This window comes from Ciceribacter sp. L1K23 (assembly GCF_018122705.1).
Lineage (GTDB): Bacteria > Pseudomonadota > Alphaproteobacteria > Rhizobiales > Rhizobiaceae > Allorhizobium.
Genome location: NZ_JAGRRC010000001.1, coordinates 1,924,497 through 1,945,272 on the forward strand (window position 1 = coordinate 1,924,497; position 20,776 = coordinate 1,945,272).

General features: G+C 62.6%; 20 protein-coding genes and 2 tRNA genes. 13 read left to right on the forward strand and 9 right to left on the reverse strand.

Annotation, left to right across the window (positions count from 1 at the left end):
• Positions 1 to 251: 251 nt before the first annotated feature.
• The 4 genes from J5J10_RS09045 (at position 252) to J5J10_RS09060 (ending at position 3,493) form a co-directional block, all read left to right on the forward strand.
• Positions 252 to 1,220 (forward strand): glycosyltransferase family 2 protein, encoded by a 969-nt coding sequence (locus tag J5J10_RS09045; protein WP_211929652.1) that lies wholly within the window; start codon positions 252 to 254, stop codon positions 1,218 to 1,220.
• Complete coding sequence (locus J5J10_RS09050) at positions 1,192 to 1,635, forward strand: GtrA family protein (RefSeq protein ID WP_211929653.1); 444 nt, start codon at positions 1,192 to 1,194, stop codon at positions 1,633 to 1,635. Before J5J10_RS09045 ends, J5J10_RS09050 begins: the two co-directional genes overlap by 29 nt.
• The gene (locus J5J10_RS09055) at positions 1,632 to 3,152 is read left to right on the forward strand and encodes a glycosyltransferase family 39 protein (RefSeq protein ID WP_211929654.1); all 1,521 of its coding nucleotides are present in this window, start codon (positions 1,632 to 1,634) and stop codon (positions 3,150 to 3,152) included. Before J5J10_RS09050 ends, J5J10_RS09055 begins: the two co-directional genes overlap by 4 nt.
• Before the next feature lie 95 nt (positions 3,153 to 3,247).
• The gene (locus tag J5J10_RS09060; RefSeq protein WP_211929655.1) at positions 3,248 to 3,493 is read left to right on the forward strand and encodes a DUF982 domain-containing protein; all 246 of its coding nucleotides are present in this window, start codon (positions 3,248 to 3,250) and stop codon (positions 3,491 to 3,493) included.
• 105 nt (positions 3,494 to 3,598) lie between these two features.
• Here the strand turns inward: J5J10_RS09060 and J5J10_RS09065 are convergent.
• The 5 genes from J5J10_RS09065 to J5J10_RS09085 all read right to left on the reverse strand — a co-directional run bounded on the left by J5J10_RS09065 (position 3,599) and on the right by J5J10_RS09085 (position 7,777).
• Positions 3,599 to 3,672, reverse strand: a tRNA-Cys gene (locus J5J10_RS09065).
• 106 nt (positions 3,673 to 3,778) lie between these two features.
• Positions 3,779 to 5,098 (reverse strand): HAMP domain-containing sensor histidine kinase, encoded by a 1,320-nt coding sequence (locus tag J5J10_RS09070; RefSeq protein WP_211929656.1) that lies wholly within the window; start codon positions 5,096 to 5,098, stop codon positions 3,779 to 3,781.
• Complete coding sequence (locus J5J10_RS09075; protein ID WP_211931191.1) at positions 5,095 to 5,757, reverse strand: response regulator transcription factor; 663 nt, start codon at positions 5,755 to 5,757, stop codon at positions 5,095 to 5,097. The genes J5J10_RS09070 and J5J10_RS09075 overlap by 4 nt, the downstream gene beginning before the upstream one ends.
• A 113-nt stretch (positions 5,758 to 5,870) precedes the next feature.
• Positions 5,871 to 7,502, reverse strand: coding sequence for a phosphoethanolamine--lipid A transferase (locus tag J5J10_RS09080; RefSeq protein WP_211929657.1), 1,632 nt, complete (start codon positions 7,500 to 7,502; stop codon positions 5,871 to 5,873).
• Positions 7,503 to 7,702: 200 nt separating this feature from the next.
• Positions 7,703 to 7,777 (reverse strand) — tRNA-Asn (locus tag J5J10_RS09085).
• A gap of 141 nt (positions 7,778 to 7,918) precedes the next feature.
• Between J5J10_RS09085 and J5J10_RS09090 the strand changes: the two genes are divergently transcribed.
• Both J5J10_RS09090 and J5J10_RS09095 read left to right on the forward strand, forming a co-directional pair.
• Positions 7,919 to 8,206, forward strand: a complete 288-nt coding sequence (locus J5J10_RS09090) for a hypothetical protein (protein ID WP_211929658.1) — start codon at positions 7,919 to 7,921, stop codon at positions 8,204 to 8,206.
• A gap of 123 nt (positions 8,207 to 8,329) precedes the next feature.
• Positions 8,330 to 10,537: a glycosyltransferase gene (locus J5J10_RS09095; protein WP_211929659.1), complete on the forward strand. Its 2,208-nt coding sequence runs from the start codon at positions 8,330 to 8,332 to the stop codon at positions 10,535 to 10,537.
• Positions 10,538 to 10,618: 81 nt separating this feature from the next.
• On the opposite strand, the gene J5J10_RS09100 is transcribed toward J5J10_RS09095, so the two are convergent.
• Positions 10,619 to 10,783, reverse strand: a complete 165-nt coding sequence (locus J5J10_RS09100; RefSeq protein WP_211929660.1) for a hypothetical protein — start codon at positions 10,781 to 10,783, stop codon at positions 10,619 to 10,621.
• Between the two features lie 270 nt (positions 10,784 to 11,053).
• On the opposite strand from J5J10_RS09100, the gene J5J10_RS09105 reads away from it, so the two are divergent.
• The 4 genes from J5J10_RS09105 (at position 11,054) to sseA (ending at position 15,882) form a co-directional block, all read left to right on the forward strand.
• On the forward strand, positions 11,054 to 12,487 hold the full coding sequence (locus J5J10_RS09105) for a deoxyribodipyrimidine photo-lyase (RefSeq protein ID WP_211929661.1): 1,434 nt from the start codon (positions 11,054 to 11,056) through the stop codon (positions 12,485 to 12,487).
• Between the two features lie 151 nt (positions 12,488 to 12,638).
• Complete coding sequence (locus J5J10_RS09110; RefSeq protein WP_211929662.1) at positions 12,639 to 13,676, forward strand: cysteine synthase A; 1,038 nt, start codon at positions 12,639 to 12,641, stop codon at positions 13,674 to 13,676.
• A gap of 8 nt (positions 13,677 to 13,684) precedes the next feature.
• Positions 13,685 to 14,428, forward strand: coding sequence for an alanyl-tRNA editing protein (locus tag J5J10_RS09115; protein ID WP_211929663.1), 744 nt, complete (start codon positions 13,685 to 13,687; stop codon positions 14,426 to 14,428).
• Between the two features lie 20 nt (positions 14,429 to 14,448).
• A complete protein-coding gene (sseA, locus tag J5J10_RS09120) occupies positions 14,449 to 15,882 on the forward strand; it encodes a 3-mercaptopyruvate sulfurtransferase (protein ID WP_211929664.1) in 1,434 nt (477 codons plus the stop codon).
• A gap of 2 nt (positions 15,883 to 15,884) precedes the next feature.
• Here sseA and J5J10_RS09125 read toward each other — a convergent pair whose 3' ends face one another.
• Positions 15,885 to 16,715: a DUF4344 domain-containing metallopeptidase gene (locus J5J10_RS09125; RefSeq protein WP_211929665.1), complete on the reverse strand. Its 831-nt coding sequence runs from the start codon at positions 16,713 to 16,715 to the stop codon at positions 15,885 to 15,887.
• A 172-nt stretch (positions 16,716 to 16,887) separates the two neighbouring features.
• Here J5J10_RS09125 and J5J10_RS09130 point away from each other — a divergent pair, with 172 nt between their 5' ends.
• The gene (locus tag J5J10_RS09130; RefSeq protein WP_211929666.1) at positions 16,888 to 17,370 is read left to right on the forward strand and encodes a DUF1203 domain-containing protein; all 483 of its coding nucleotides are present in this window, start codon (positions 16,888 to 16,890) and stop codon (positions 17,368 to 17,370) included.
• 104 nt (positions 17,371 to 17,474) lie between these two features.
• Here the strand turns inward: J5J10_RS09130 and ald are convergent, their stop codons facing one another.
• Entirely contained in the window at positions 17,475 to 18,593 is a 1,119-nt protein-coding gene (ald, locus tag J5J10_RS09135; RefSeq protein WP_211929667.1) for an alanine dehydrogenase, read from the reverse strand.
• 159 nt (positions 18,594 to 18,752) lie between these two features.
• Here ald and J5J10_RS09140 point away from each other — a divergent pair, with 159 nt between their 5' ends.
• Complete coding sequence (locus J5J10_RS09140; RefSeq protein WP_208549569.1) at positions 18,753 to 19,211, forward strand: Lrp/AsnC family transcriptional regulator; 459 nt, start codon at positions 18,753 to 18,755, stop codon at positions 19,209 to 19,211.
• On the opposite strand, the gene J5J10_RS09145 is transcribed toward J5J10_RS09140, so the two are convergent.
• Positions 19,208 to 20,128, reverse strand: a complete 921-nt coding sequence (locus tag J5J10_RS09145; protein ID WP_211929668.1) for a hypothetical protein — start codon at positions 20,126 to 20,128, stop codon at positions 19,208 to 19,210. The genes J5J10_RS09140 and J5J10_RS09145 overlap by 4 nt on opposite strands.
• Positions 20,129 to 20,297: 169 nt before the next feature.
• Here J5J10_RS09145 and J5J10_RS09150 point away from each other — a divergent pair, with 169 nt between their 5' ends.
• The gene (locus J5J10_RS09150; RefSeq protein ID WP_211929669.1) at positions 20,298 to 20,633 is read left to right on the forward strand and encodes a PilZ domain-containing protein; all 336 of its coding nucleotides are present in this window, start codon (positions 20,298 to 20,300) and stop codon (positions 20,631 to 20,633) included.
• The last annotated feature ends 143 nt before the right edge of the window (positions 20,634 to 20,776 follow it).

Here is a 20,776-nt window from a genome sequence, read left to right on the forward strand (position 1 = left end):
TCTTCGCCCGTCCTGAAGCCCGGTTTCATCCGTTCGTGTCTTAGTTCGACGCGGCAGGCGTTTCAAGTCGCAGCGGCCCTGATGTCGCAATTCTCCCCCGCCGGAATTTCAGGGCGCCCCATTCAAGCTATTCGCCGGTCCGAAAGTAACCATAAAGCAACGAGACAGAGACCACAGCATTGATATTTGCCAGATATTGATGACTATCCGGACCGGAAAAAGACGGCCAGGTATCGATCAGAGAATCGTTTATGAGCGAAGTGATAACAAAGACCCCGTTTCTCTCCCTGGTGGTTCCGTTCTACAACGAAGAAGAAGTTATCGACATATTCTTCCCCACGGTCGTCGCCGAACTCAGCAAACTGCAGCTGTCCGGCTTCGAGATCGTTTGCGTCAATGACGGAAGCCGCGACGATACACTGCCGAAACTAGTTTTCGCGGCAAGCAAGGACCACAGGATCCGGGTCGTCGACCTCAGCCGCAACTTCGGCAAGGAAGCCGCCCTTTCGGCGGGGTTGAAGGAGGCGCGCGGCGACGTCCTCATTCCATTCGATGCCGATCTGCAGGACCCGCCATCGGTGATCGCGGAGATGCTGCGGCATTTCGCGGAAGGCTATGACGTCGTGCTGGCCCGCAGGGTGGACCGGTCATCCGACTCGTTCCTGAAGCGGAAGACCGCCTCGATGTTCTACTGGGTCCACAACCGGCTCTCGGATGTGAAAATCCCCGAGAACGTCGGCGATTTCAGGCTTATCTCGCGCGAGGTTGCCGACGCGATCGCGGCCTTGCCGGAAAATCGGCGCTTCATGAAGGGTCTGTTCGCCTGGGTCGGCTACAGGACGATCACGATCGACTACACACGGGAGCCGAGGGCCGCCGGGCAGACGAAGTTTTCCGGGTGGAAGCTCTGGAACTTCGCGCTCGAGGGGCTGACGAGCTTCAGCACTGTACCGTTGCGGATATGGACCTATCTCGGCGGCATGCTGGCGCTGTTCGCCATTCTCTGGGCGGTGATGCTTTTGGTGCGTACGCTGATCTTCGGCATCGACGTCCCCGGCTACGCCTCGATCGCCGTCGCCGTCTTCATGCTCGGCGGTGTCCAACTGATCGGGATCGGCGTGCTCGGCGAGTATATCGGCCGGATTTACATGGAATCGAAGGACCGGCCGGTGTACATCGTGAGAAAAAGATATGAAAACGCCCCGCCTTCCCTTTCGTAAGCTCATTTCGTTCGGGACCTACGCGGTGGTGGGGGCCATGGGCACGGCGGTGCACTACGTCTTGCTCATCCTGCTCGTGTCCGGATTCGGCGTCCGCCCGACCAGCGCGACGCTGGCTGGCGCTCTGGCCGGAGCGCTCGTCAACTTCATCCTCAATTCGATCGTGACCTTCGGCGTCAGGCCCTCCCTGTCCGTCGCGGTCCGCTTCCTGACGGTTGCGGCGGCCGGCGCGGGGCTGAACTGGCTGGCGATGTATCTGCTGAACACCATTCTCGGCGTCGGCTATCTTGCGGCACAGGTGGTCGCAACGCTCGCCATCCTGATCTTTACCTATGTCGTCAACGCAGCCTGGTCGTTCGGACCGCGCGTCGCTGCCGGCGGATCGCTCCCTGTCACAAAAGGAAAGACGCCATGACTTCCGAGCGGCCCCTCAAGCGATCGACATTCCTCGCCGCCGCCGCAGCCATTCTGCTCGTCGCCCTGGTGCTTCGGCAAATCGGGCTTTCCCGGTCCTTCTGGCTCGACGAAGCCTATACGTCGTGGTTCTCGGCCCTGCCGCTGCGGGAACTCTGGGGGGATGTGCCGTCCTACGAGACGCATCCGCCGATGTACTACACCATCGTCCATCTCTGGCGCATGGTGGCAGGGTCGAGCGACTGGGCGCTGCGGGCACCCTCCGTCATCGCCGGCGTGCTGACCGTTCTTCTCGTGCTTTTCTCCGGCAGGCTTTTGCGTCTAGGCCCGAAAGGCGATGCGCTGTCGCTGGTCGGAGGGCTGCTGCTCGCCATCAATGCCGGTCACATCGACCTGTCGCAGACCGCCCGGCCCTACGGCATCCAGACGCTGACCGCCAGTATCACGCTCATGGCTTCACTCGTTCTGCTCCGCCTCTGGAGCTCGGAGGTCTACGGCGCCCGGTCACGATCGGTGAAGTGGATGGCGGCTGTTGCGATGGCCGTGTCCGGCGGCATGACGCTCTGGCTGCACAACACCTCCGTCTTCATCACGCTCGCGATCTGGGGCGGCCTGTTCGTCTGTACGCTGCTGTTCATGCGGCGGCAAATCGGCCACGTCTTCGTCGTCCTGCTGGTCGCCGGCGTGGGCGCGCTGGCGATCTGGGGGCCGTTCATCCCCACGCTCGCAGCCCAGAGCGCGGCGATGTCAAAGATGTCGTTCTGGCTCACCTTCGAATGGTGGCGCCTCGTCGAACTCGCGATCATGGTCGGCGGCGGAAAATATGCGGTCATGGCGACCATTCTGCTGGCGGCGGCCGGAACGGGCGCGCTTCTGCTTGGTCCTTACCGCAGCTTCGCCGTCCATCTCGTCGTGGTGATCGCCGTGCCGGTGGCGGCCATGGTGCTGCTGAGCCTTCTCTCGCGGCCCGTCTTCCTGCCGCGGCTCCTGCAGTGGATAACCCCGGCCTGCCTGATGCTGGCCGCGACCGGCCTCATTCTGGTGCCCCACCGGCTGCTCCGCATGGCGCTCGTCGCCGTCAGCGTATGCCTGACGGGCGCCGCCCTGCCCCGCTACTACGCCTCCGAAAAAGAACCGTGGATTGATGCGACATCCGCGCTCTCCGAACGCGCTGAGCCCGGCGATGTCGTGATCGCCTTCCCGAACGAGTTGCTGACCGTCTTCGACTTCTACAGGGACCGCCTTCCCGCCGGGACGACGGTCACCTATCTGCCGGGACCGTTCCCTTACCGCGACGCCAAAAGGGTCTTCATCGGCAATCTCGGCGCCCCCCGTCTGGAACCCGCCGACGCCGAGACGGTTCGCGCTGTCGCCGCGCGTCACGGCCGGGTCTGGCTCGTTTATCGCGGCGAGACCCTCTACGATCCCACCGATATCATCCGGACCACGCTCGGCGGAATCAGGACGTTGAAGAGCACCGACATCTTCGGAAACATCACCATCGAACTCTACGAATGAAGCATTGCCGGCCGGGGCGGTCGGCGAGGATTTTCGATGCCGGCTGTCTGGAACCTCTTGCCTCCTGCGGAGTTCTTGCCGCCGGAGAACAGATCATGCCATTCGACAGAGACTTTCACGCACCCATCATCATCATCATCGCCGGCGCGCGACATGTCGTGCGCTCCGTCCGGGAAGCCGCCTGGCTGCTGGCAGATTGCTGGCCCGATGTCGGCTGCCAACGCTTCCGCGCAGCGCTCGCGGCCTGTGCCGCCGCGATGGAAGGTCGCCTCGCCGCCGCCAAGGCGCGTCTTGCCGTCGTTGAAGCCGCCCGCGCCGCCGGCGTGCCCGTCATGGGCTGATTCACACGCTGCCGAGCCGACCATGTTGGCGGCATCTGGTCAGCGCAGCCGTCAGGAGGCTACGCCACAAAACGGCATGTCGAGAATTACTATCTTTGAAAAGGTTGGAGGCCTCGCCCGGAATTGAACCGGGGTACAAGGATTTGCAGTCCTCTGCGTCACCACTCCGCCACGAGGCCAACCAGTCACATAAAAGCGAGCGGTGACGGGCGTTTAGAACGAAACCAAAAAGCGTGCAAGCCCCTTCGGTGGCAATGCGATCTTTTTTCGCATCGCACCAGAGCGTCAAAGGGTCACCCTCGCCTCGACGCCATCGGCGCGACCGGGCGCGGGCGAGGACAGGGTAAGCTTGCCACCCATATGCTCCAAGAGCCGATCGACGATCGCGAGGCCCAGACCGGTGCCCTGGCCGCCGGTGTTTCCCCGGGCAAAGCGGCGCCTGACCGTGACCAGGGTGTCACGCGGTACAACCGGGCCGCCATTGGTGATGCGTATGGCGTTCCGCTCAAGCACGACGCCCACCTCGCCTGCACGCTCACCATGGATGAGGGCATTCTCGATCAGGTTGCGCATGACAATCGCAAAGGCGTCCGGATCGACCGCGCGCATCAACTCAGCCCCGGCAGAGCGTTGGTAGCGAACCAAACCACGCCAGCGCGCGGTGCGCTCGAAATCGCCGACCACCATGTCAAGCGCCGGAACGAGGTCGGTCACCCTGTCTGCCGCGCCGATCCCGGCTTCCGCCCGGGACAGCTGGAGAAGCTTTTCAGTCAGCTTTGCGAGCCGTGTCAGCGACTGCTGGATATGGACGACCCTTGCCTCCTGCGGCGTTGCCTGAAGCTCGCGCAGCAACAGTTGGGTCTGCGCCAGCGCTCCGGCCAGAGGCGTTCGCAGTTCATGCGCGCTGTTTGCGGTAAATTCCCGCTCGGCATCGAGCGCCGCCCGCAATCGCGAGAGCATCAGGTTGACGGAGGCGCCGATCGGCTGCAGTTCGCTTGGCAGATCGCTGACACCGACGGGATCGAGATTGCCGCCGTCCTTGGCCGATATTTCCGCCCTCAGGATCTCGACCGGGACCATCGAACGGCGGACCACGCCGAAAACCACCAGAATCCCGAGAGGAAGAAGAAGCACGATCGGCAACAGCAGCGTAGCCGCGCTTTCCAGCGTGGCCTCGCGCCGGTGCGCCAACGAGTCGGCGACCTGGACGAAGGTGTCGCCGATGGCGATCGTGTAGTAACGGTAATCGCGGTCCTCGAAGAAACCCGCCGCGAGCGGAATGTCGAACGTGGCGGAATGCTCCGCATGCGACTGCATCAGCACGGCGCCGGCGTGATCGCGGACCTGGTAGACGAGATAGTCGTCCGCCTCGTCGGGAAGCGGTGCCGGCGGACTGATCTTTATGCCGCTGAGATTGGCGGCGACCACCGGGGCCAGACGCGCCGCGGCCTGCTGGAGGCCGCTGTCGAATATTTCGTCGAACTCGCCGCGCATGACGATCAGTCCCAGCCCGGCCGCAGCGAGCCAGAAGACGATCAGAAGCGCGCTCAGCCAGCCGATCAGCCGAAGGGCGATGCCACTCTTTCTCGTGTGCCCCGTTCTCATGGGGCCCGTCCCAGGCGATAACCGACACCTCGCACCGTCTCCACGGCATCCTTGCCAAGCTTCTTGCGCAAGCGACTGACATAGACCTCAACGGTATTGCTTTCGACCTCCGTGCCGAAGGCATAGAGCGCATCCTCGATCCGATCCTTCGACACCACCGCGTCGGGCCGCGACGTCAGGACGTCAAGGACCGCCCATTCGCGTCCGGAAAGCTGGATGTCGACACCATCGACCGACACCAGCCGGGCGGTGCCGTCCACACGAAGCCGACCGATCGCGAGCACGGATGCCGGACGACCGGCGTGACGGCGCGTCACCGCCAGGATGCGGGCCGACAGTTCGCCGAGATCGAAGGGCTTCACGAGGTAGTCGTCGGCGCCGCTGTTCAGTCCCTCGATGCGGTCGGATATCTGGTCGTGGGCTGTCAGAATGATGACGGGCACCGCGGCACCGGAGGCGCGCAGGCTCGTCAGGAGATCGATTCCCCGCCCGTCCGGCAGCCTGAGGTCGAGAAGAACGAGACCGTAATCGACCGCCGAGACGGCCGCAGCCGCTTCCGCGAGCGTGCGGACATGGTCGACCGCGTGACCGTCATGCGTGACATGGTCCCGCACCGCATCGCCGAGGATTTCGTCGTCTTCGATCAACAGCACCCGCACCCGAACCTCGTCCTCCGCATCCGCATCATCGTGCGAACCTACCAAGCCTTGGGCCATGCGCATAGGAGGGAGCTTTCGGGAGCGGCTTGGGGAACGGTGCGCGACGGGGGCGGTCAGGCGCCCGCCATGCGGCGGCAGGCGCCGACGAGATCGAGGTCGGATCGCAGTTCTTTTGTTTCCACCTGCATCAGTCCGAGTACGGTGTGAAAGAAGTTATCGTGCGATTGCGGCCGGGCGGCCTCCGCGGCGAGACAGGCAGGGTCGAGCGACGCCTTGGCCTCGTCGCCGAGCCAGAGCAAGAAGGGAACGTGGGTCTGCTCCGGGGGCGCGATCATGTAAGGCGCGCCGTGCAGGTAGAGCCCGTATTCGCCGAGCGACTCGCCGTGGTCGGACACATAGATCATCGCCGGATCGATGCGATCCTGGCGGGCGGCGAGCTGGTCTATGACGGTGGCGACGACATGGTCGGTGTAGGCGATCGTGTTGTCGTAGGCATTGACGATCTCCTGACGGCTGCACTGGGAAAACTCGGCGCTGCGGCAATCTGGCACGAAGCGGCGATAGGCCTCGGGATATCGTTTGTAATAGGCCGGTCCGTGACTGCCGATCTGATGCAGCACCAGCACGGAATCGCCTTTCACACTGTCCAGCCAGCCGTCCAGTTCGTTGAGCATCACGGTGTCCCGACACTCGCCGTCCTCGCAGTGCTCGGGATCGTTCAGGCCGAAGAACTTGCGCTCGCCGATCCGGCTCGCGACCCGCTTGCTGCCGGTGTCGTTGTCCCACCACTCGACCTTCACGCCGGCATGGCCGAGCACGTCTACCAGATTTTCGCGCGCGAGCCCCTTTGCGTGGCTGTAGGTGGCGCGGGTCAGATCCGAGAACATGCACGGCAGGGAAACGGCGGTCGCGGTGCCGCAGCTCGACGTGTCGGAGAAATAGACGACATCGCGCGCCTGGAGTTCCGGCGTGGTCTCGCGGGCGTATCCACCGAGCGAGAAATTGGCGGCGCGCGCGGTTTCGCCCACAACCAGGATCGTCACTCTGGGCTTGCGGGAGGTGGTCGAGGTCTCGACGACCCGGGCATCGGTTCCGAGCGGAGCGGCGACGATATCGCGCTCGTTCTGGCTGGCGGAGACATAGAGCGCCGCGTTGACCAGCGGAATGATCGGGTTCAGCGTATCGAACCAGTCGCGGTGCTCTCGCGTGACCGAGGCATAGATGCTGGCATGGGACAGGCCGGCCATCGCGAAGACCGCCAGCATCGGCACGATGACGGCGACATTGCGGACGAACTTGCGCGGAAAGTCGTGATGCTCGATCCGCACCCAGACGATGAGGAGGGATGGCAGGAGGCCATAGAGCGCCATGTGTAGCAGGAAGGCCGGCGTGATGAGGTTTCCGGCTTCGGCCGATGTGGTCTCGGCGGCGTTGCGGATCATTTCGAGGTCGATAATGACGCCGAAGCGGTCGGTAAACCAGGAGGCTGCTGCGCTGACCAAAATGACGGCGATGAAGAGCGGCTTTGTGAGGTACTTGACCGAAACGGCGACACACAGGGCGGCGAACGCGGCGGCAAGGCCGATGGCGAGCACCAGAAGGGCGAGCTTCTGATCACCGAGATAGGTCAGCCCCTTCTCCCAAAACGTCCGGTTGGGAACGAATAACAGGTAGGTCGCGGTTGCCAGGCTGAGCGGCACGCTGCCGATGGCTGGGCGACGAAACGGCGAAAAATGAAACGACAAGCAGGCTTCCTCACGATCATGCGGGAGGAGCGCCGGCAGGGCCGGCATGATGTCCGGTATCATGGCATACGGTGCCGCAAGCGGGCGCCCATCCTGGCGGGAAGATCGCAGCAGATGCTGACAGGAACCTGAACGCCGCAAAGCACTGTGCGCCAAAAGAAAAAAGGCCCGCGCCGCAATGGCGCAGGCCTTCGTAAATCTGGCTCCCCGGGCCGGATTCGAACCGGCGACCTGTCGATTAACAGTCGAATGCTCTACCGCTGAGCTACCAGGGAATACCGCTTGGCGCGGTGTGAGCGGGGTAATACAAACGCTTTTCCGATTTGCCAAGCGATTTTTCAAAAAAAATGCGACCGGCTTGCCGGGAGGCTGCTGCAGTCCCACATGCTGGCTCACGACATCGCCGAGACAAAAGCATGGCCAACCAGAGAAATTACCGCATCGACAGCGACACCGGCCGGCTTGTGCTCGGTCGCTTCGAGATGCCTTTCCCCCGCTCCCGCATCGGTCGGATCGTCATCGGCGTGCTGCTGATCATCGGCGGCTTTCTCGGATTCCTGCCGATCCTCGGCTTCTGGATGATCCCCGTCGGCCTGCTGGTCCTGTCGCAGGACCTCGCCACGGTGCGCCGGTGGCGGCGGCGGCTCGCGGTGTGGTGGCGCAAGCGCTATCCGGCCGTGAAGCGCGCGGGACGGCGGCGATAGTGCCTTCGGGCCGTATGTATTATGCGAGAGTGCCATTGATTGTGTGCGCCGGTTGCCGCGATTGAACTCTCCCATGCTACCCGCCATTGGCGGAAGCCCAGCAGCTTTCCGCCACAGGTCACGATGGACAGCCCGCAACTGACCGGAACCGGTCTTGGCCAGGTCGCCGAATTCTCGTCTCAAATCATCAACATCGTGCTGGCGGCGGATACCGCCTTCCTGCCCTATACAGCGGCGACGCTTGCCTCCGTGCTGCGACATTATGCCGGGTCGAAGCCGCTGCGGGTCTTCCTTCTGCTCAACGAGCAGATGTCGGCGGTCGATCGCCAGCGTTTCGAGGCTCTCGGGTCAATCACCTCCTACCGGCTGGAGCCGCGTGTCGTCGACGCGCGGGTCTTCAGCGACATCAGGAGCACGGAGGGCCTGACGCTCGCGACCTTCTACCGTCTTTTCATGCACGAACTTCTCCCGGCCGACGTCGCCAAGGCGCTCTATCTCGACAGCGACCTGATTGTCCGGCGCTCGATCGACATCTTATTCGACATGCCCCTCAACGGCAGCCTGTTCGGGGGCGTCGAGGATTCGCTGTCGCTGGACCTCAAGCAGCGGTTCGGCATTCCCACAGGCGGCCGGCACATCAATGCCGGCGTCATGCTCGCCGACATCGAAATGATGCGCCGTCTGGATGTCTCGCGGCTGATCCAGGATTATCTCGCCGTCAACAGATACCGCATCACGCTCGGTGACCAGCAGATCATCGGCGAACTCTTCCACGACCGCATCACCTACCTGCCGGTGACATGGAACGTGCACGGTTCGCTGTTCGATCCGAAATGGAGAAAGGCTTCGCTGGGCGTCTTCAACAGCATGGATGCTGATGACGTAGCCGCCGCTGTGGCCGGGCCAGCGATCATCCACTATACCTTCACCGGGAAACCGTGGCTGTCGCTGAAGCATCCGATGGCACTGCTCTGGTACGACTATCTCGGTCTCACCGGATACCAGGATGAAGTCGAGCGTCCACAGGCCCCGCCTGACCCGTCGCGTGGACAGCTAGATAGGGCTGAGATGCCTTCGCCGACCGTCGGGATGGTGCGACCTCATAGGCTGATGCGCCACCTCCTGCGGCTTTTCGACCACCGTCGTTCGGGCGGACAGCGTGCCGATGCGCCGGCGGCCCAGACGCGAACGCTACCCGCGGCCAAACCGAAGCCGCGGACGCATCACCTCGCGATCACCCTAAAGCAGATCCTCACTGACCGCGCCAACGGCGCCCCGGTCCGGTTCAATGCCAGGGAGGCTTTCGAGGCACTCCCCGACAAGGCGCGTGTGATGAGTAATGCCGTACGTCGGGACGTGGACGGCGGCTTTGCGGAGAACATCAAGACCGCGATGAGAACGCCCTATGTGGGCTATTGGCCCTCGCCTTCCTGCGATGCCGTCGCGGTCTTCTCGCAGCGCCTGCAGCAGGCGGCGTTCTGGGACTGCATCGAGACCGCATATCTCTACGACAAACCGCTTTTCTTCATCGACGTGGCGGCCTTTGCCTGCTTCGCGCCCGCCACGGACAAACGGGCGACACTCGATGAGCGACGCGCTCTCGGATTTCAGATCGACGATCTCGGCTTTGCCTTCGATTCTCGGCAAGCCTCACGGCTGGAACGCATGCTGAACGATCCGCACTACGCTCTGACCGAACGGCAGACAGCGCGGGCAAGACGTCTCATCGCCAGGATCGTCTCCGGCCGCTTCACCTGCTACAACAAGCGGATGCCGGGTGATGCAACCCCATTCAACGCCACGCCCGGGCATGTGGTTGTTATCGGTCAACCGGCAAGGGACGTTCTGATCGAGTTCGCGGCGGCGGCGCCGCGCGACGGAGAGCAGATGGTGAAGGTCGCCTGTGCTGAAAATCCGGAGCGGCAGGTCTACGTCACGCAACCTTTCGAAGGGACCTTGGAGACACGGACGGTCGCCAGCCGATCGCGGGTGCGAAATCTCGAAGTGATCGCGGAGGACATACGGATCGTGGACCTCCTGGACGGCTGTTCCGCTGTTTACACCCTGTCCTCGACATCGGGTTTCGAAGCCCTGATGCGCGGCAAGCGGGTCGTGACCTTCGGCCAGCCGTTCTATGCCGGCTGGGGTCTGACGGATGACCGCAATCCGGTTCGCCGGCGTACGGAACGGCGCACCGTCGAAGAGCTCTTCCACGTCGCCTGTATCGAGCTTTCCGTCTATGTAAACCCGAAGACGGGCAAGCTCGTGGAGATCGAGGATGCGCTCGACATCATCGACGAGATGAGAGAACGGCTCCTGCCGCGATTATGATCTCGGCAGCCCTCCTCCGAAGCGGGCAACCGGACAGGCGCGGCAAAAACCGACGCGCCTGTCCGGGCGCAACCCGCGATGTCATTGTCCGGGAGCGGAGTCATTCCGCTCCGTCGATGGCGACGCTGGCGCGCCATCGGAACCGGCACCCGGTACCATGATCCAGTCCGCCAGCTGGACGACCGCCCACCAGACGAGACATGAATAGATCACCGCAACGACGAGTGCCTTCAACCTGGTTGTCATAACCAAATCCTCACGTTGCACGATCAATCTCGGCCCGCCGGTTCTCCAATCCGTTAAGGAAACCGGTCGCATTTTAACGATCGCGTAAACCCGTCGGATAAAACTGCGCCAAACGCCCGATGCCGCAAGGCATTAACCAAGTTCGTGAAGTTTCAGGGGAAAACCGGCGTCGACTGTGGTTCGAACGTGAATGCGCCGGCGGAGGGTGATCTGGTTTGCCGCGTCAAACGTAAACACCACCATATCATCCGCCAATGAAGAGTCCCGCCCATGGTTAAGCCCGTCATCCTCCTGTTCCGCAAAGACCTGAGGCTCGACGACAACCTGGCGCTGGCAAGCGCTGTGGAGATTGGCCGGCCTGTGGTGCCGGTCTATATCCGCGAGCCGGAGTCCGGCGCCGGTCCGCTCGGCGCGGCGCAGGCGTGGTGGCTGCATCATTCGCTGACGGCGCTCTCGAAAGCCCTCGACAAGGCCGGAAGCCGCCTTGTCCTGCGATCCGGTCATTCGCTCGATGTGATCAAGACGCTTTTGACCGAAACGGACGCCGACGGCGTCTACTGGAACCGGCGCTACGATCCGGTCGGCAGTGGCATCGACAAGGCCCTAAAGGCGTGGCTGCGCGAGAACGGCTTTGAAGCCGAGAGCTTTTCCGGCCAGCTGATGCACGAACCGTCGAAGCTGAAGACAGGGGCCGGCGGTCCTTACCGCGTGTATTCGCCGTTTTGGCGGGCGCTCGAGCAGCAGGGCGAGCCGGCCGAGCCGGTTGCCGCCCCGGGAAGAATCGCGGCGCCGACGTCCTGGCCCGACGGGGAAACGCTCGACGACTGGCGGCTTCTTCCCACCAAACCGGATTGGGCTGCGACTTTCACCGAGGTCTGGGAACCCGGCGAAGCGGCGGCACAGCGGCGGCTTGCCGATTTCATCGACGAGAAACTCGCCGCCTACAAGGACGGACGCGACTTTCCGGGTAGGGACGTCACGTCCATGCTGTCGCCGCATCTGGCGATGGGCGAAATCTCCCCTGCCCGCATCTGGCATGCCACGCGGGGGCTCAAGTCCGGGATCACCGACAGCGTCGTCAAGTTCCGCAAGGAGCTCGCCTGGAGGGATTTCTCCTATCACCTGCTGTTCCATTTCCCGGAGCTCGCGACGAAAAACTGGAACGAACGCTTCGACCAGTTCGGCTGGACCGACGATGAGAGCGCTTTCGAGGCCTGGACAAAGGGCCTGACCGGCTATCCGATCGTCGATGCCGGCATGCGCGAACTGTGGCGCCATGGAACGATGCACAACCGCGTCCGCATGATCGTCGCCTCCTTCCTGATCAAGGATCTCAGAATCGACTGGCGCCGCGGCGAGGCCTGGTTCCGCGATACGCTTGTCGACGCCGATCCGGCCTCCAACGCGGCGAGCTGGCAATGGGTGGCAGGATCTGGCGCCGACGCCGCGCCCTTCTTCCGCATCTTCAACCCGATCCTGCAGGGCGAGAAGTTCGATCCCGACGGCAGCTATGTCCGTCGCTTCGTGCCGGAACTGAAAGACATGCCCGACAAGTTCATCCACAAGCCGTTCGAGGCGCCGCTCCTGGTGCTCAAGGAGGCCGGTGTAACCCTCGGCAAGACCTATCCGAAGCCGATCGTCGACCACGGCAAGGCGCGCGACGCGGCGATGGCGGCCTATAACGCGCTGCCGAAGGCCGGCTGACAGGCGCCGACGCAACAACCCGCCATTTTTGCCCGACAGCATGTTTTTTCGCAGCCAAGCCGTTGGGCGAAAACCGATTCCTTGCCATTGGCGGCTTGCGGGACCAAAAGTCGGTCCCTACTCTTTTCCGAAAAGACAAGGCTCAAGTCCCATGGCATTTCATCCTTCGGTCATCGAGGCGATCGGCAACACGCCGCTGATCCGGCTCAAGGGCGCCTCGCAGGCGACCGGCTGCACCATCCTCGGCAAGGCCGAGTTCCTGAACCCCGGCCAGTCCGTGAAGGATCGCGCGGCGCTCTTCATCATCCGCGACGCGGAACGCAAGGGCCTGCTTCGTCCCGGCGGCGTGATCGTGGAAGGCACCGCCGGCAATACCGGCATCGGCCTGACGCTGGTCGCCCGGGCGCTCGGCTACCGAACCGTGATCGTCATCCCGGAAACCCAGAGCCAGGAAAAGAAGGATGCGCTGAAGTTGCTCGGCGCCGAGCTGGTCGAGGTTCCGGCAGTCCCCTACAAAAACCCGAACAACTACGTGAGGCTCTCGGGCCGGCTGGCCGCGCAGCTCGCCAAGACCGAGCCGAACGGCGCGATCTGGGCCAACCAGTTCGACAACACCGTCAACCGCGACGCCCATATCGAGACGACGTCGAAGGAAATCTTCGAGCAGACCGGCGGCGCCGTCGACGGCTTCATCTGCGCGGTCGGTTCGGGCGGCACGCTCGCCGGCGTCGGCATGGGACTTCGCCGGCTCAAGCCGGAGGTGAAGATCGGCCTCGCCGATCCCGATGGCGCCGCGCTTTACGAATATTACAAGAACGGCGAGCTGAAATCCTCGGGATCATCGATCACCGAGGGCATCGGCCAAGGCCGCATCACCGCGAACCTCGAAGGCTTCACGCCCGACTACGCCTACCAGATCCCGGATGCAGAGGCCCTGCCCATCGTCTTCGACCTCATCGAGACGGAGGGGCTTTGCCTCGGGGGATCGTCCGGCATCAACATCGCCGGCGCGATCCGGCTTGCGCGCGATCTCGGTCCGGGCCATACGATCGTGACGATCCTGTGCGACTACGGCAACCGCTACCAGTCGAAGCTCTTCAATCCCGACTTCCTGAAGTCGAAGAACCTTCCGGTGCCGGGCTGGCTGACATCGCGCAGCGATTTCAACATTCCGTTCGAAACCGCCTGAGACCACCCATGACCGCGACCACCATTCCCCTCTACCGTGACGATTTCTATCTTGCGACGGCGGAGGGCGTGGTAACGGCGGTCCACGAGGATGGCTCGGTGGAACTCGACCAGACCTGCTTTTACGCTGCGTCCGGCGGACAGCTTGGCGATACCGGCTTTTTCGAGCGCGCCGACGGCAGCCGGATCGCGCTCGGCGAGACGCGCCACGGCGAGAGCAAGGCGATTATCCTGCACAAGCCGCTGGAGGGCGAGGCACTGCCCTCTGTCGGCGAAAAGCTGGTGCTGCATGTCGACTGGCCGCGCCGCTACAAGCTGATGCGCATGCACACCGCCTGCCACCTGCTCTCCGTCGTCTGCCCCTTCCCGATCACCGGTGCTGCCGTCGGCGAGGAGGAAAGCCGGGTCGATTTCGACATGTCGGAGACGATCGACAAGGAGCAGGTAACGGCCGACCTGATGCGGCTCGTCGGCGAAAATCATCCGATCTACCTGCAATGGATCACGGACGAGGAGCTTGCCGCCAATCCCGGCATCGTCAAGTCGAAGAACGTGCGTCCCCCGGTCGGGCTCGGCCGGGTCAGTCTTGTCTGCATCGGCGAGAACTCCGCCGTTGACAGTCAGCCTTGCGGTGGCACACATGTTTCCGAGACCCAGGAGGTCGGAGCGATTCACATCGCGAAGATCGAGAAAAAGGGCAAGGAAAACCGCCGCTTCCGCATCCGTTTCGGCAGTCCGGAGGTTTTGGCCTGAAGCATTGACGGGAGAACAGCATGTCCGGGGAAAAGAGCCGTTTCGTCGTATCCGCCGACTGGGTGGAGAAACAGCTGGGCGCCCCGGAATTCCGGATCGTCGATGCCTCGTGGTACCTGCCGGCGCAAAACCGAAACGGCGCGCTCGACTATGCCGCCGGCCATATTCCCGGCGCCGTGTTTTTCGACCAGGACGTGATCGCCGACACCACCACCGGCTTGCCCCACTCCCTGCCTTCGCCCGACTTCTTCGCCGCCGAGATCGGCAAGCTCGGCATTTCCGCGACCGACACGATCGTCGTCTATGACGGGCCCGGCTTCTTTTCGGCGCCGCGCGTCTGGTGGATGTTGCGGGTCATGGGCGCGCGCAATGTCTACCTGCTCGACGGCGGCCTAGACGCGTGGAAGGCCGAGGGACGTCCGCTGGAGACGGACCTGCCGGAACCGGCGCCTGCGGTGTTCACGCCGCGGTTCGACCGCCGCCGCGTCACTTCCTTCGGCGAAATGACCCAGATCGTCGATGCTGGCGATCAGCAGATTGCCGATGCCCGTCCGGAAGGACGCTTCACCGGCGAGGTACCGGAGCCGCGCGAAGGCATGCGGTCCGGCCACATGCCGGGTGCGCGCAGCGTTCCTGCGGTCTCGCTCTCCGAAGATGGCCATCTGAAGGACCTTGCCGAGCTCCGCTCGATCTTCACGAAAGCCGGCATCGACCTGACGAAACCCGTTGTCACGAGCTGCGGCTCTGGCGTTACCGCCGCCGTGATCACGCTGGCGCTGGAAAGCCTCGGCCACACCGATAATTCGCTCTATGACGGCTCCTGGTCGGAATGGGGCGGCAAGAAGGAAACGCCGGTCGCCACCGGACCCGCGGAGACATTGGCGCAAACCACCTCGGGGCCGCTGACCGCGAAAGTCACCCGGCTGGAGATGACGGCGCCGCCGAAGGCCAGCCTGCCGGTGCCCGTCAACATCCAGACCGCGATCATGCGGGCGGTGGATATTCCGCTTCCCTTCTATCGCTACCTGCAGCGGCAGGTTGGCGCCCGGTGGCACTGGTTCGAGCGGCTGAGGATGACCGACGACGACCTGAAGGCGGTGATCCACGACCCCAAGGTCTCGATCTCGGTGCTCTACGTCAACGGCGCGCCGGCCGGCTTCTACGAGTTCGCCAAGCAGGACGACGAGTCGGTCGAGCTCTCCTATTTCGGCCTGATGGAACACGCACTCGGTCTGGGGCTCGGGAAATGGTTCCTGCTGCAGGCGCTCTATGCGGCCTGGCAGGACAATCCGACGAAGCTGACGGTGACGACCAATTCGCTCGATCACCCCCGCGCGCTGCAACTCTATCAGCGCTACGGTTTTTCTCCGGTCGAGACCTATGACGCGATCATCGATTCGATGACGGACGCCGAGCTTCTGACGGCGATCCGCCGCGACACGCCAGGACTCTGAGCTTATTGCTCGCGCTGATCCACAAGCCACTGGGCGATCAGGCCCATATGGTACTGGGCAAGTTCGTAGCAGTAGGTGATCTCGCGCTCGGCCGGATGCCAGAAGGCGTTCGGCTGGCCGCAGGCCTTGCCGGTGACGCGGATGCCGTCGTTCAGCTTGAAGCTATCGCCGATCATTGACTGAAGCATTTCGAGCACGCCTGACTGCTTCAGCAGTTCCGCATAGAGAACAAGGCTCTCGTCCTTTGGCGTCTCGTAGCTGACCTTGAACTTGGCGCCGTCGGTGCCCTCGGTCATGTGTGGCGAGAGAAGACCGAGCCAGCTGGTCGCGGCGGCGGCATATTCGTAAGTGCATTCCTCGCGGCGATCATCGGGAAAATCCATGGAATCGGCGAATTCCTTGAAGCCTTCGGCGTCATGCCCGACCATCATGCAGATCATCTGGTAAGCGCGCTGGCGATCGAGGCCGTGGCTGTCCCAGAAGGCCAGTTCCTCTCCGGCCTCCTCGGCGCGATCGCTGGACAGGAACCAGCCATCGGCGGAATCGGTGATCATCCGGTCGAAATTTTCGTCGCGCAGTTCCAGCATCAGGATCGAGGACAGCGCATCGACGGCGTCTTCCTCGCGTCCAAGAACCGGCAGGCCGAGTTCCGAGATCAGCATGTGTCCGGCTTCGTGGATGAGGACGAACATGGCGTTGCCGACGACGAAATCGATCGCCTCCTGCGTCTCCGCCTCGTTGAAATCATCCAGATTGATCTCCTGGGCGGTCGCCACTCTCGGCGCGCCTATGAGGCTCGCAAGCGTGGCGAGAAGCAGAAGGGTCCTATTCATCTCTTTCCCCCGAAAAAGGCAGCCCAAATGCCGATTCTGTAGGGCAAGGCCGCAAGGCCCACAAGCGCCCCGGCTCGACGAAATTTGGCACGAATTCCAACGCCGTCGGCAAGAATCGGGTGGATGGTGGCGACCTGTGCCGCCATGGTCGCCGCATCAACAGGAGGTTTCCATGTCCGACATTCTCTTCCAGGCCCTGCCGACCGAAATGGTCGCCGCCTATCGCGCGGGCGGCCCCGATGCCTATGGCATGCCGCCCGAACGCCGCGTCTCCGATGGCGACGGCATCCCCTGCCGCCATTGCCTGGGGTTCGTGGCGGCCGGCGAGGACTATCTGGTCCTCGCGCATCGGCCTTTCCCCGCCCCGCAACCCTATGCCGAGACGGGTCCGATCTTCCTGCATGCAGGTGACTGCCACCGCTACGAGGCAAGCGAAATCCTGCCGCCCATGCTGGAGAGCCCCGACTATATCGTGCGCGGCTACGACCGGGACGACCGGATCGTCTACGGCACCGGTGCAGTGACGCCGACCGAGCGCATCACGCAGCGGGCGACGGAACTCATGGCGCGGGACGACATCGCCTACGTCCACGTCCGCTCGGCCCGTAACAATTGCTACCAATGCCGGATCGAGAGGGCCCAGGCCGGCATTTGATGCGGAAAAAAGAAGAGGGCCGGTCGGATGGGCGACCGGCCCTCTCTTATGTCCGCCCCTACATGTTCACAGGACGGGCGGAACCTCTTCGGTCTTATCGCCGCTCAGGCGACGTTCAGCACGGACTCAGGCGCGAAGGCCTCGTAGCCCAGGGCCTCGGCGACCGGCTTGTTGGTAACGCGGCCCTTGTGGACATTGAGACCGTTGCGCAGATGACGGTCCTCGGCGATGGCGCGCAGGCCGCGATCGGCAAGTGCCAGGCCATGGACCAGCGTCGCATTGTTGAGCGCATGGGCCGAGGTCACCGGAACGGCGCCGGGCATGTTGGCGACGCAGTAGTGCACAATGCCGTCGACCTCGTAGGTCGGCTCGGAATGCGTGGTGGCATGCGAGGTCTCGAAGCAGCCGCCCTGGTCGATGGCGACGTCGACGATGACGGCACCCTTCTTCATGCCCGAGAGCATTTCGCGGGTGACGAGCTTCGGCGCGGCGGCGCCGGGGATGAGCACCGCTCCGATGACGAGATCAGCCGAGAAGACTTCCTGCTCTAGAGCGTCGATCGTGGAATACACGGTGTGAACGCGGCCGTGGAAGATGTCGTCGAGCTGGCGCAGGCGCGGCAGCGACCGATCGAGAATGGTCACATCGGCGCCGAGGCCGGCAGCCATCTTGGCGGCGTGGAGACCGACGACGCCACCGCCGATGACGGTGACCTTGGCCGGCAGCACGCCCGGAACGCCGCCGAGCAGGATGCCGAGGCCGCCATGGGCCTTCTGGAGCGCGGTCGCGCCCGCCTGAATGGCCAGACGTCCGGCGACTTCCGACATCGGGGCCAGCAGCGGCAACCCGCCGCGGTCGTCGGTGACGGTCTCATAGGCCACCGCGGTGACGCCGGAGGCAATCAGGCCCTTGGTCTGTTCCGGATCCGGAGCGAGGTGAAGATAGGTATAGAGGATCTGGCCGTCGCGCAGTTGCGCCCATTCGGAGGGCTGCGGCTCCTTGACCTTGACGATCATGTCGGACTTTTCAAAGACGTCCTTGGCGGTGGCGGCGATCTTCGCGCCGGCCGCCCTGTAGGCGCCGTCATCGGCACCAATGCCTGCCCCGGCTCCGGTTTCGATCAGGACCTCGTGGCCATGGGCCACATATTCACGGACCGCACCGGGCGTCAGGCCGACACGATATTCATGGTTCTTGATTTCCTTCGGGCACCCGACACGCATTGAGCGTTCCTCTCTTGTCTGGCGGCTTTCGCCGAATTTTTCCGAGGAGGAAATGCAAACAGAAAATCCGACGAATGTCCTTGCGTATTGGAATTGCCAAGCGGCTGCTTTTCGAAGAAAATTGCGTTAAATGATAAAACAGGGGGAATTCTTCGAACCATGCAGCTCGACACCATCGATCTTGCCATTCTGAAGGCGCTTCAGCAGAACGCCCGCATGACCAATGCGGAGCTCGCGGAGAAGGTGGGCCTCAGCGCCTCGGCGTGCTCGCGGCGGCACGACATCCTCGAAAAGGAAGGCATCATCAGCGGCTACCACGCCCGCCTGTCGCACAAAGCGCTCGACTACAAGATGATGGTGATCGTGCACATCTCGCTCTCCGGCCAGTTCGCCAAGACGCTGACGGAGTTCGAGGCGGCGGTAAAGCGCTGCCCCAATGTTCTGGTCTGCTACCTGATGTCGGGGGAATACGACTACATCCTGCGCGTCGCCGCCAAGGATCTGGAGGACTACGAGCGCATCCACCGCGACTGGCTCTCGGCGCTTCCCCATGTGGTCAAGATCAATTCCAGCTTCGCGCTGCGCGAAGTCATCGACCGGCCGAATGTGGGGCTTTAGTATGACCCCTCTGGCTGTAGCGTCATCTGCAGGTTGTACGGCTGAACATCGCTTGCACCAACTCCTATTCGTAGTCCGTTCAACCAATTGCCTTGTCTGGACAGTGAAATTGCAGGCATCTCCGCCGCTTCATTGCCGGTGGACGGTGCGTTCAACGCTTTTAAGGCCTCATCCACATTAAACTCCGCCCTGTTTGTCGCCTCAACACCGCTGATAATGGCGGTATCGGCACCGGTTGGCACGAAGTTCTCGGTAATTAGAGGTGTTTCGCCGGCCACGGGACCGCGAATTGTCAAGGGCTGTGATTCAATAGGTTTCCCATGCCCGTCAAAGAACGTAATTGCGCAGCTTTCGCAATTTGATGGCAAGTTGCTTATGTCGAAAGAAAGGGTAGCTCCACTCGGCGATTCATTGGGGATCGCTTCTTGCGCTACCGCCTGGCTGAAAATGTGAGGCCCAAAGCCACCCGACTCCTGGAAGGTAGTTTTAATTGAAGTCGGAACCGCCTTGTCTCCCTGTCCGCCTGCGGTAAGAACGAGAGATATGAACAGGGCGGGAGCACCCATTCCAAATACAAAAGCTCGGTAGTTGTTATTCTCTCGCCAGAGATATGCAAGAAATCCTGCACTAGCTGCTGCCCCTATCCAGGGAAGTCCAAAGCTCAGAATAGATGCCACCTTATCCGGAAACTCCGCTTGCATGAGCATCCGGATAAAGCTTCGAATACTCTCAAACGCGTTTTGTTGATTGTACTTGGTAACGATCGGAACAAGGAACGGTCCTAAACCTCCAACCATGGCACAAACCAGAGCAGCGGATGACACTTTTTCCGTAAGATTCCCGCTCGGCGGAGTCGGCATGGCTGCGCCACTTGGATGTTCTGAGCTCTTGTTTGTTTCAACGGGCTTTTCGTTCACTGTCGCTCCCTCCCCAACAGTAACTCAACCTAAGAAAGAATATCAATGACGCACCTAATCTTCAAGTTTTCAGCGACGTGAGTTGCAAACAATTCTACCGATCGGATTCAACGGGATGAAAGACACATCTGTTACCGTTCCCGAGGGTAAAACCACGGGGAGACCATTCATGCAGCCCATGTTGAAGATCGACGGACGCAAGACGCCGCGCAGCCGGGTGAGGATCGACAGCACCGTCCGCCACCTGAACCAGGAAGTCGATGCCAGGGTTCTCGACATTTCGCGGGCCGGCCTGTCGCTCGAATTCTACGGCAGGCTCCACGCGGCGCACGGCAGCACGGTGCAGATCAACAACGATCGCTTCGGGCTGATCGAAGGCACGGTGCGCTGGTGCCGCAATGGCAGGCTCGGCGTCCAGTTGCGCGAGAACAGCAATACGCTGGCAAAGATGTCCGCCTATTTCCGCAATTTCCATCGCGAGGTTCGGCCGGTGCTCAGCCGCTGAGCCATCCTCATTTCAATCGACGTGATCAGGGCGGCCTTGGCCGCCCTCAGACTGCTGACAAACCCCTGGCTACATCCGGGGGTTTATGATTCACTGGGACATGTTGAAGAAACCTGCTCCCGAACAGACGGCTCTCGAGATGG

Excerpts from the sequence above, each read along its gene's own strand:
- J5J10_RS09045 (WP_211929652.1), top strand. The coding sequence starts at position 252 with ATGAGCGAAGTGATAACAAAGACCCCGTTTCTCTCCCTGGTGGTTCCG.
- J5J10_RS09050 (WP_211929653.1), top strand. The coding sequence starts at position 1,192 with ATGAAAACGCCCCGCCTTCCCTTTCGTAAGCTCATTTCGTTCGGGACC.
- J5J10_RS09055 (WP_211929654.1), top strand. The coding sequence starts at position 1,632 with ATGACTTCCGAGCGGCCCCTCAAGCGATCGACATTCCTCGCCGCCGCC.
- J5J10_RS09060 (WP_211929655.1), top strand. The coding sequence starts at position 3,248 with ATGCCATTCGACAGAGACTTTCACGCACCCATCATCATCATCATCGCC.
- J5J10_RS09070 (WP_211929656.1), bottom strand. The coding sequence starts at position 5,098 with ATGAGAACGGGGCACACGAGAAAGAGTGGCATCGCCCTTCGGCTGATC.
- J5J10_RS09090 (WP_211929658.1), top strand. The coding sequence starts at position 7,919 with ATGGCCAACCAGAGAAATTACCGCATCGACAGCGACACCGGCCGGCTT.
- J5J10_RS09095 (WP_211929659.1), top strand. The coding sequence starts at position 8,330 with ATGGACAGCCCGCAACTGACCGGAACCGGTCTTGGCCAGGTCGCCGAA.
- J5J10_RS09100 (WP_211929660.1), bottom strand. The coding sequence starts at position 10,783 with ATGACAACCAGGTTGAAGGCACTCGTCGTTGCGGTGATCTATTCATGT.
- J5J10_RS09105 (WP_211929661.1), top strand. The coding sequence starts at position 11,054 with ATGGTTAAGCCCGTCATCCTCCTGTTCCGCAAAGACCTGAGGCTCGAC.
- J5J10_RS09110 (WP_211929662.1), top strand. The coding sequence starts at position 12,639 with ATGGCATTTCATCCTTCGGTCATCGAGGCGATCGGCAACACGCCGCTG.
- J5J10_RS09115 (WP_211929663.1), top strand. The coding sequence starts at position 13,685 with ATGACCGCGACCACCATTCCCCTCTACCGTGACGATTTCTATCTTGCG.
- sseA (WP_211929664.1), top strand. The coding sequence starts at position 14,449 with ATGTCCGGGGAAAAGAGCCGTTTCGTCGTATCCGCCGACTGGGTGGAG.
- J5J10_RS09125 (WP_211929665.1), bottom strand. The coding sequence starts at position 16,715 with ATGAATAGGACCCTTCTGCTTCTCGCCACGCTTGCGAGCCTCATAGGC.
- J5J10_RS09130 (WP_211929666.1), top strand. The coding sequence starts at position 16,888 with ATGTCCGACATTCTCTTCCAGGCCCTGCCGACCGAAATGGTCGCCGCC.
- ald (WP_211929667.1), bottom strand. The coding sequence starts at position 18,593 with ATGCGTGTCGGGTGCCCGAAGGAAATCAAGAACCATGAATATCGTGTC.
- J5J10_RS09140 (WP_208549569.1), top strand. The coding sequence starts at position 18,753 with ATGCAGCTCGACACCATCGATCTTGCCATTCTGAAGGCGCTTCAGCAG.
- J5J10_RS09150 (WP_211929669.1), top strand. The coding sequence starts at position 20,298 with ATGCAGCCCATGTTGAAGATCGACGGACGCAAGACGCCGCGCAGCCGG.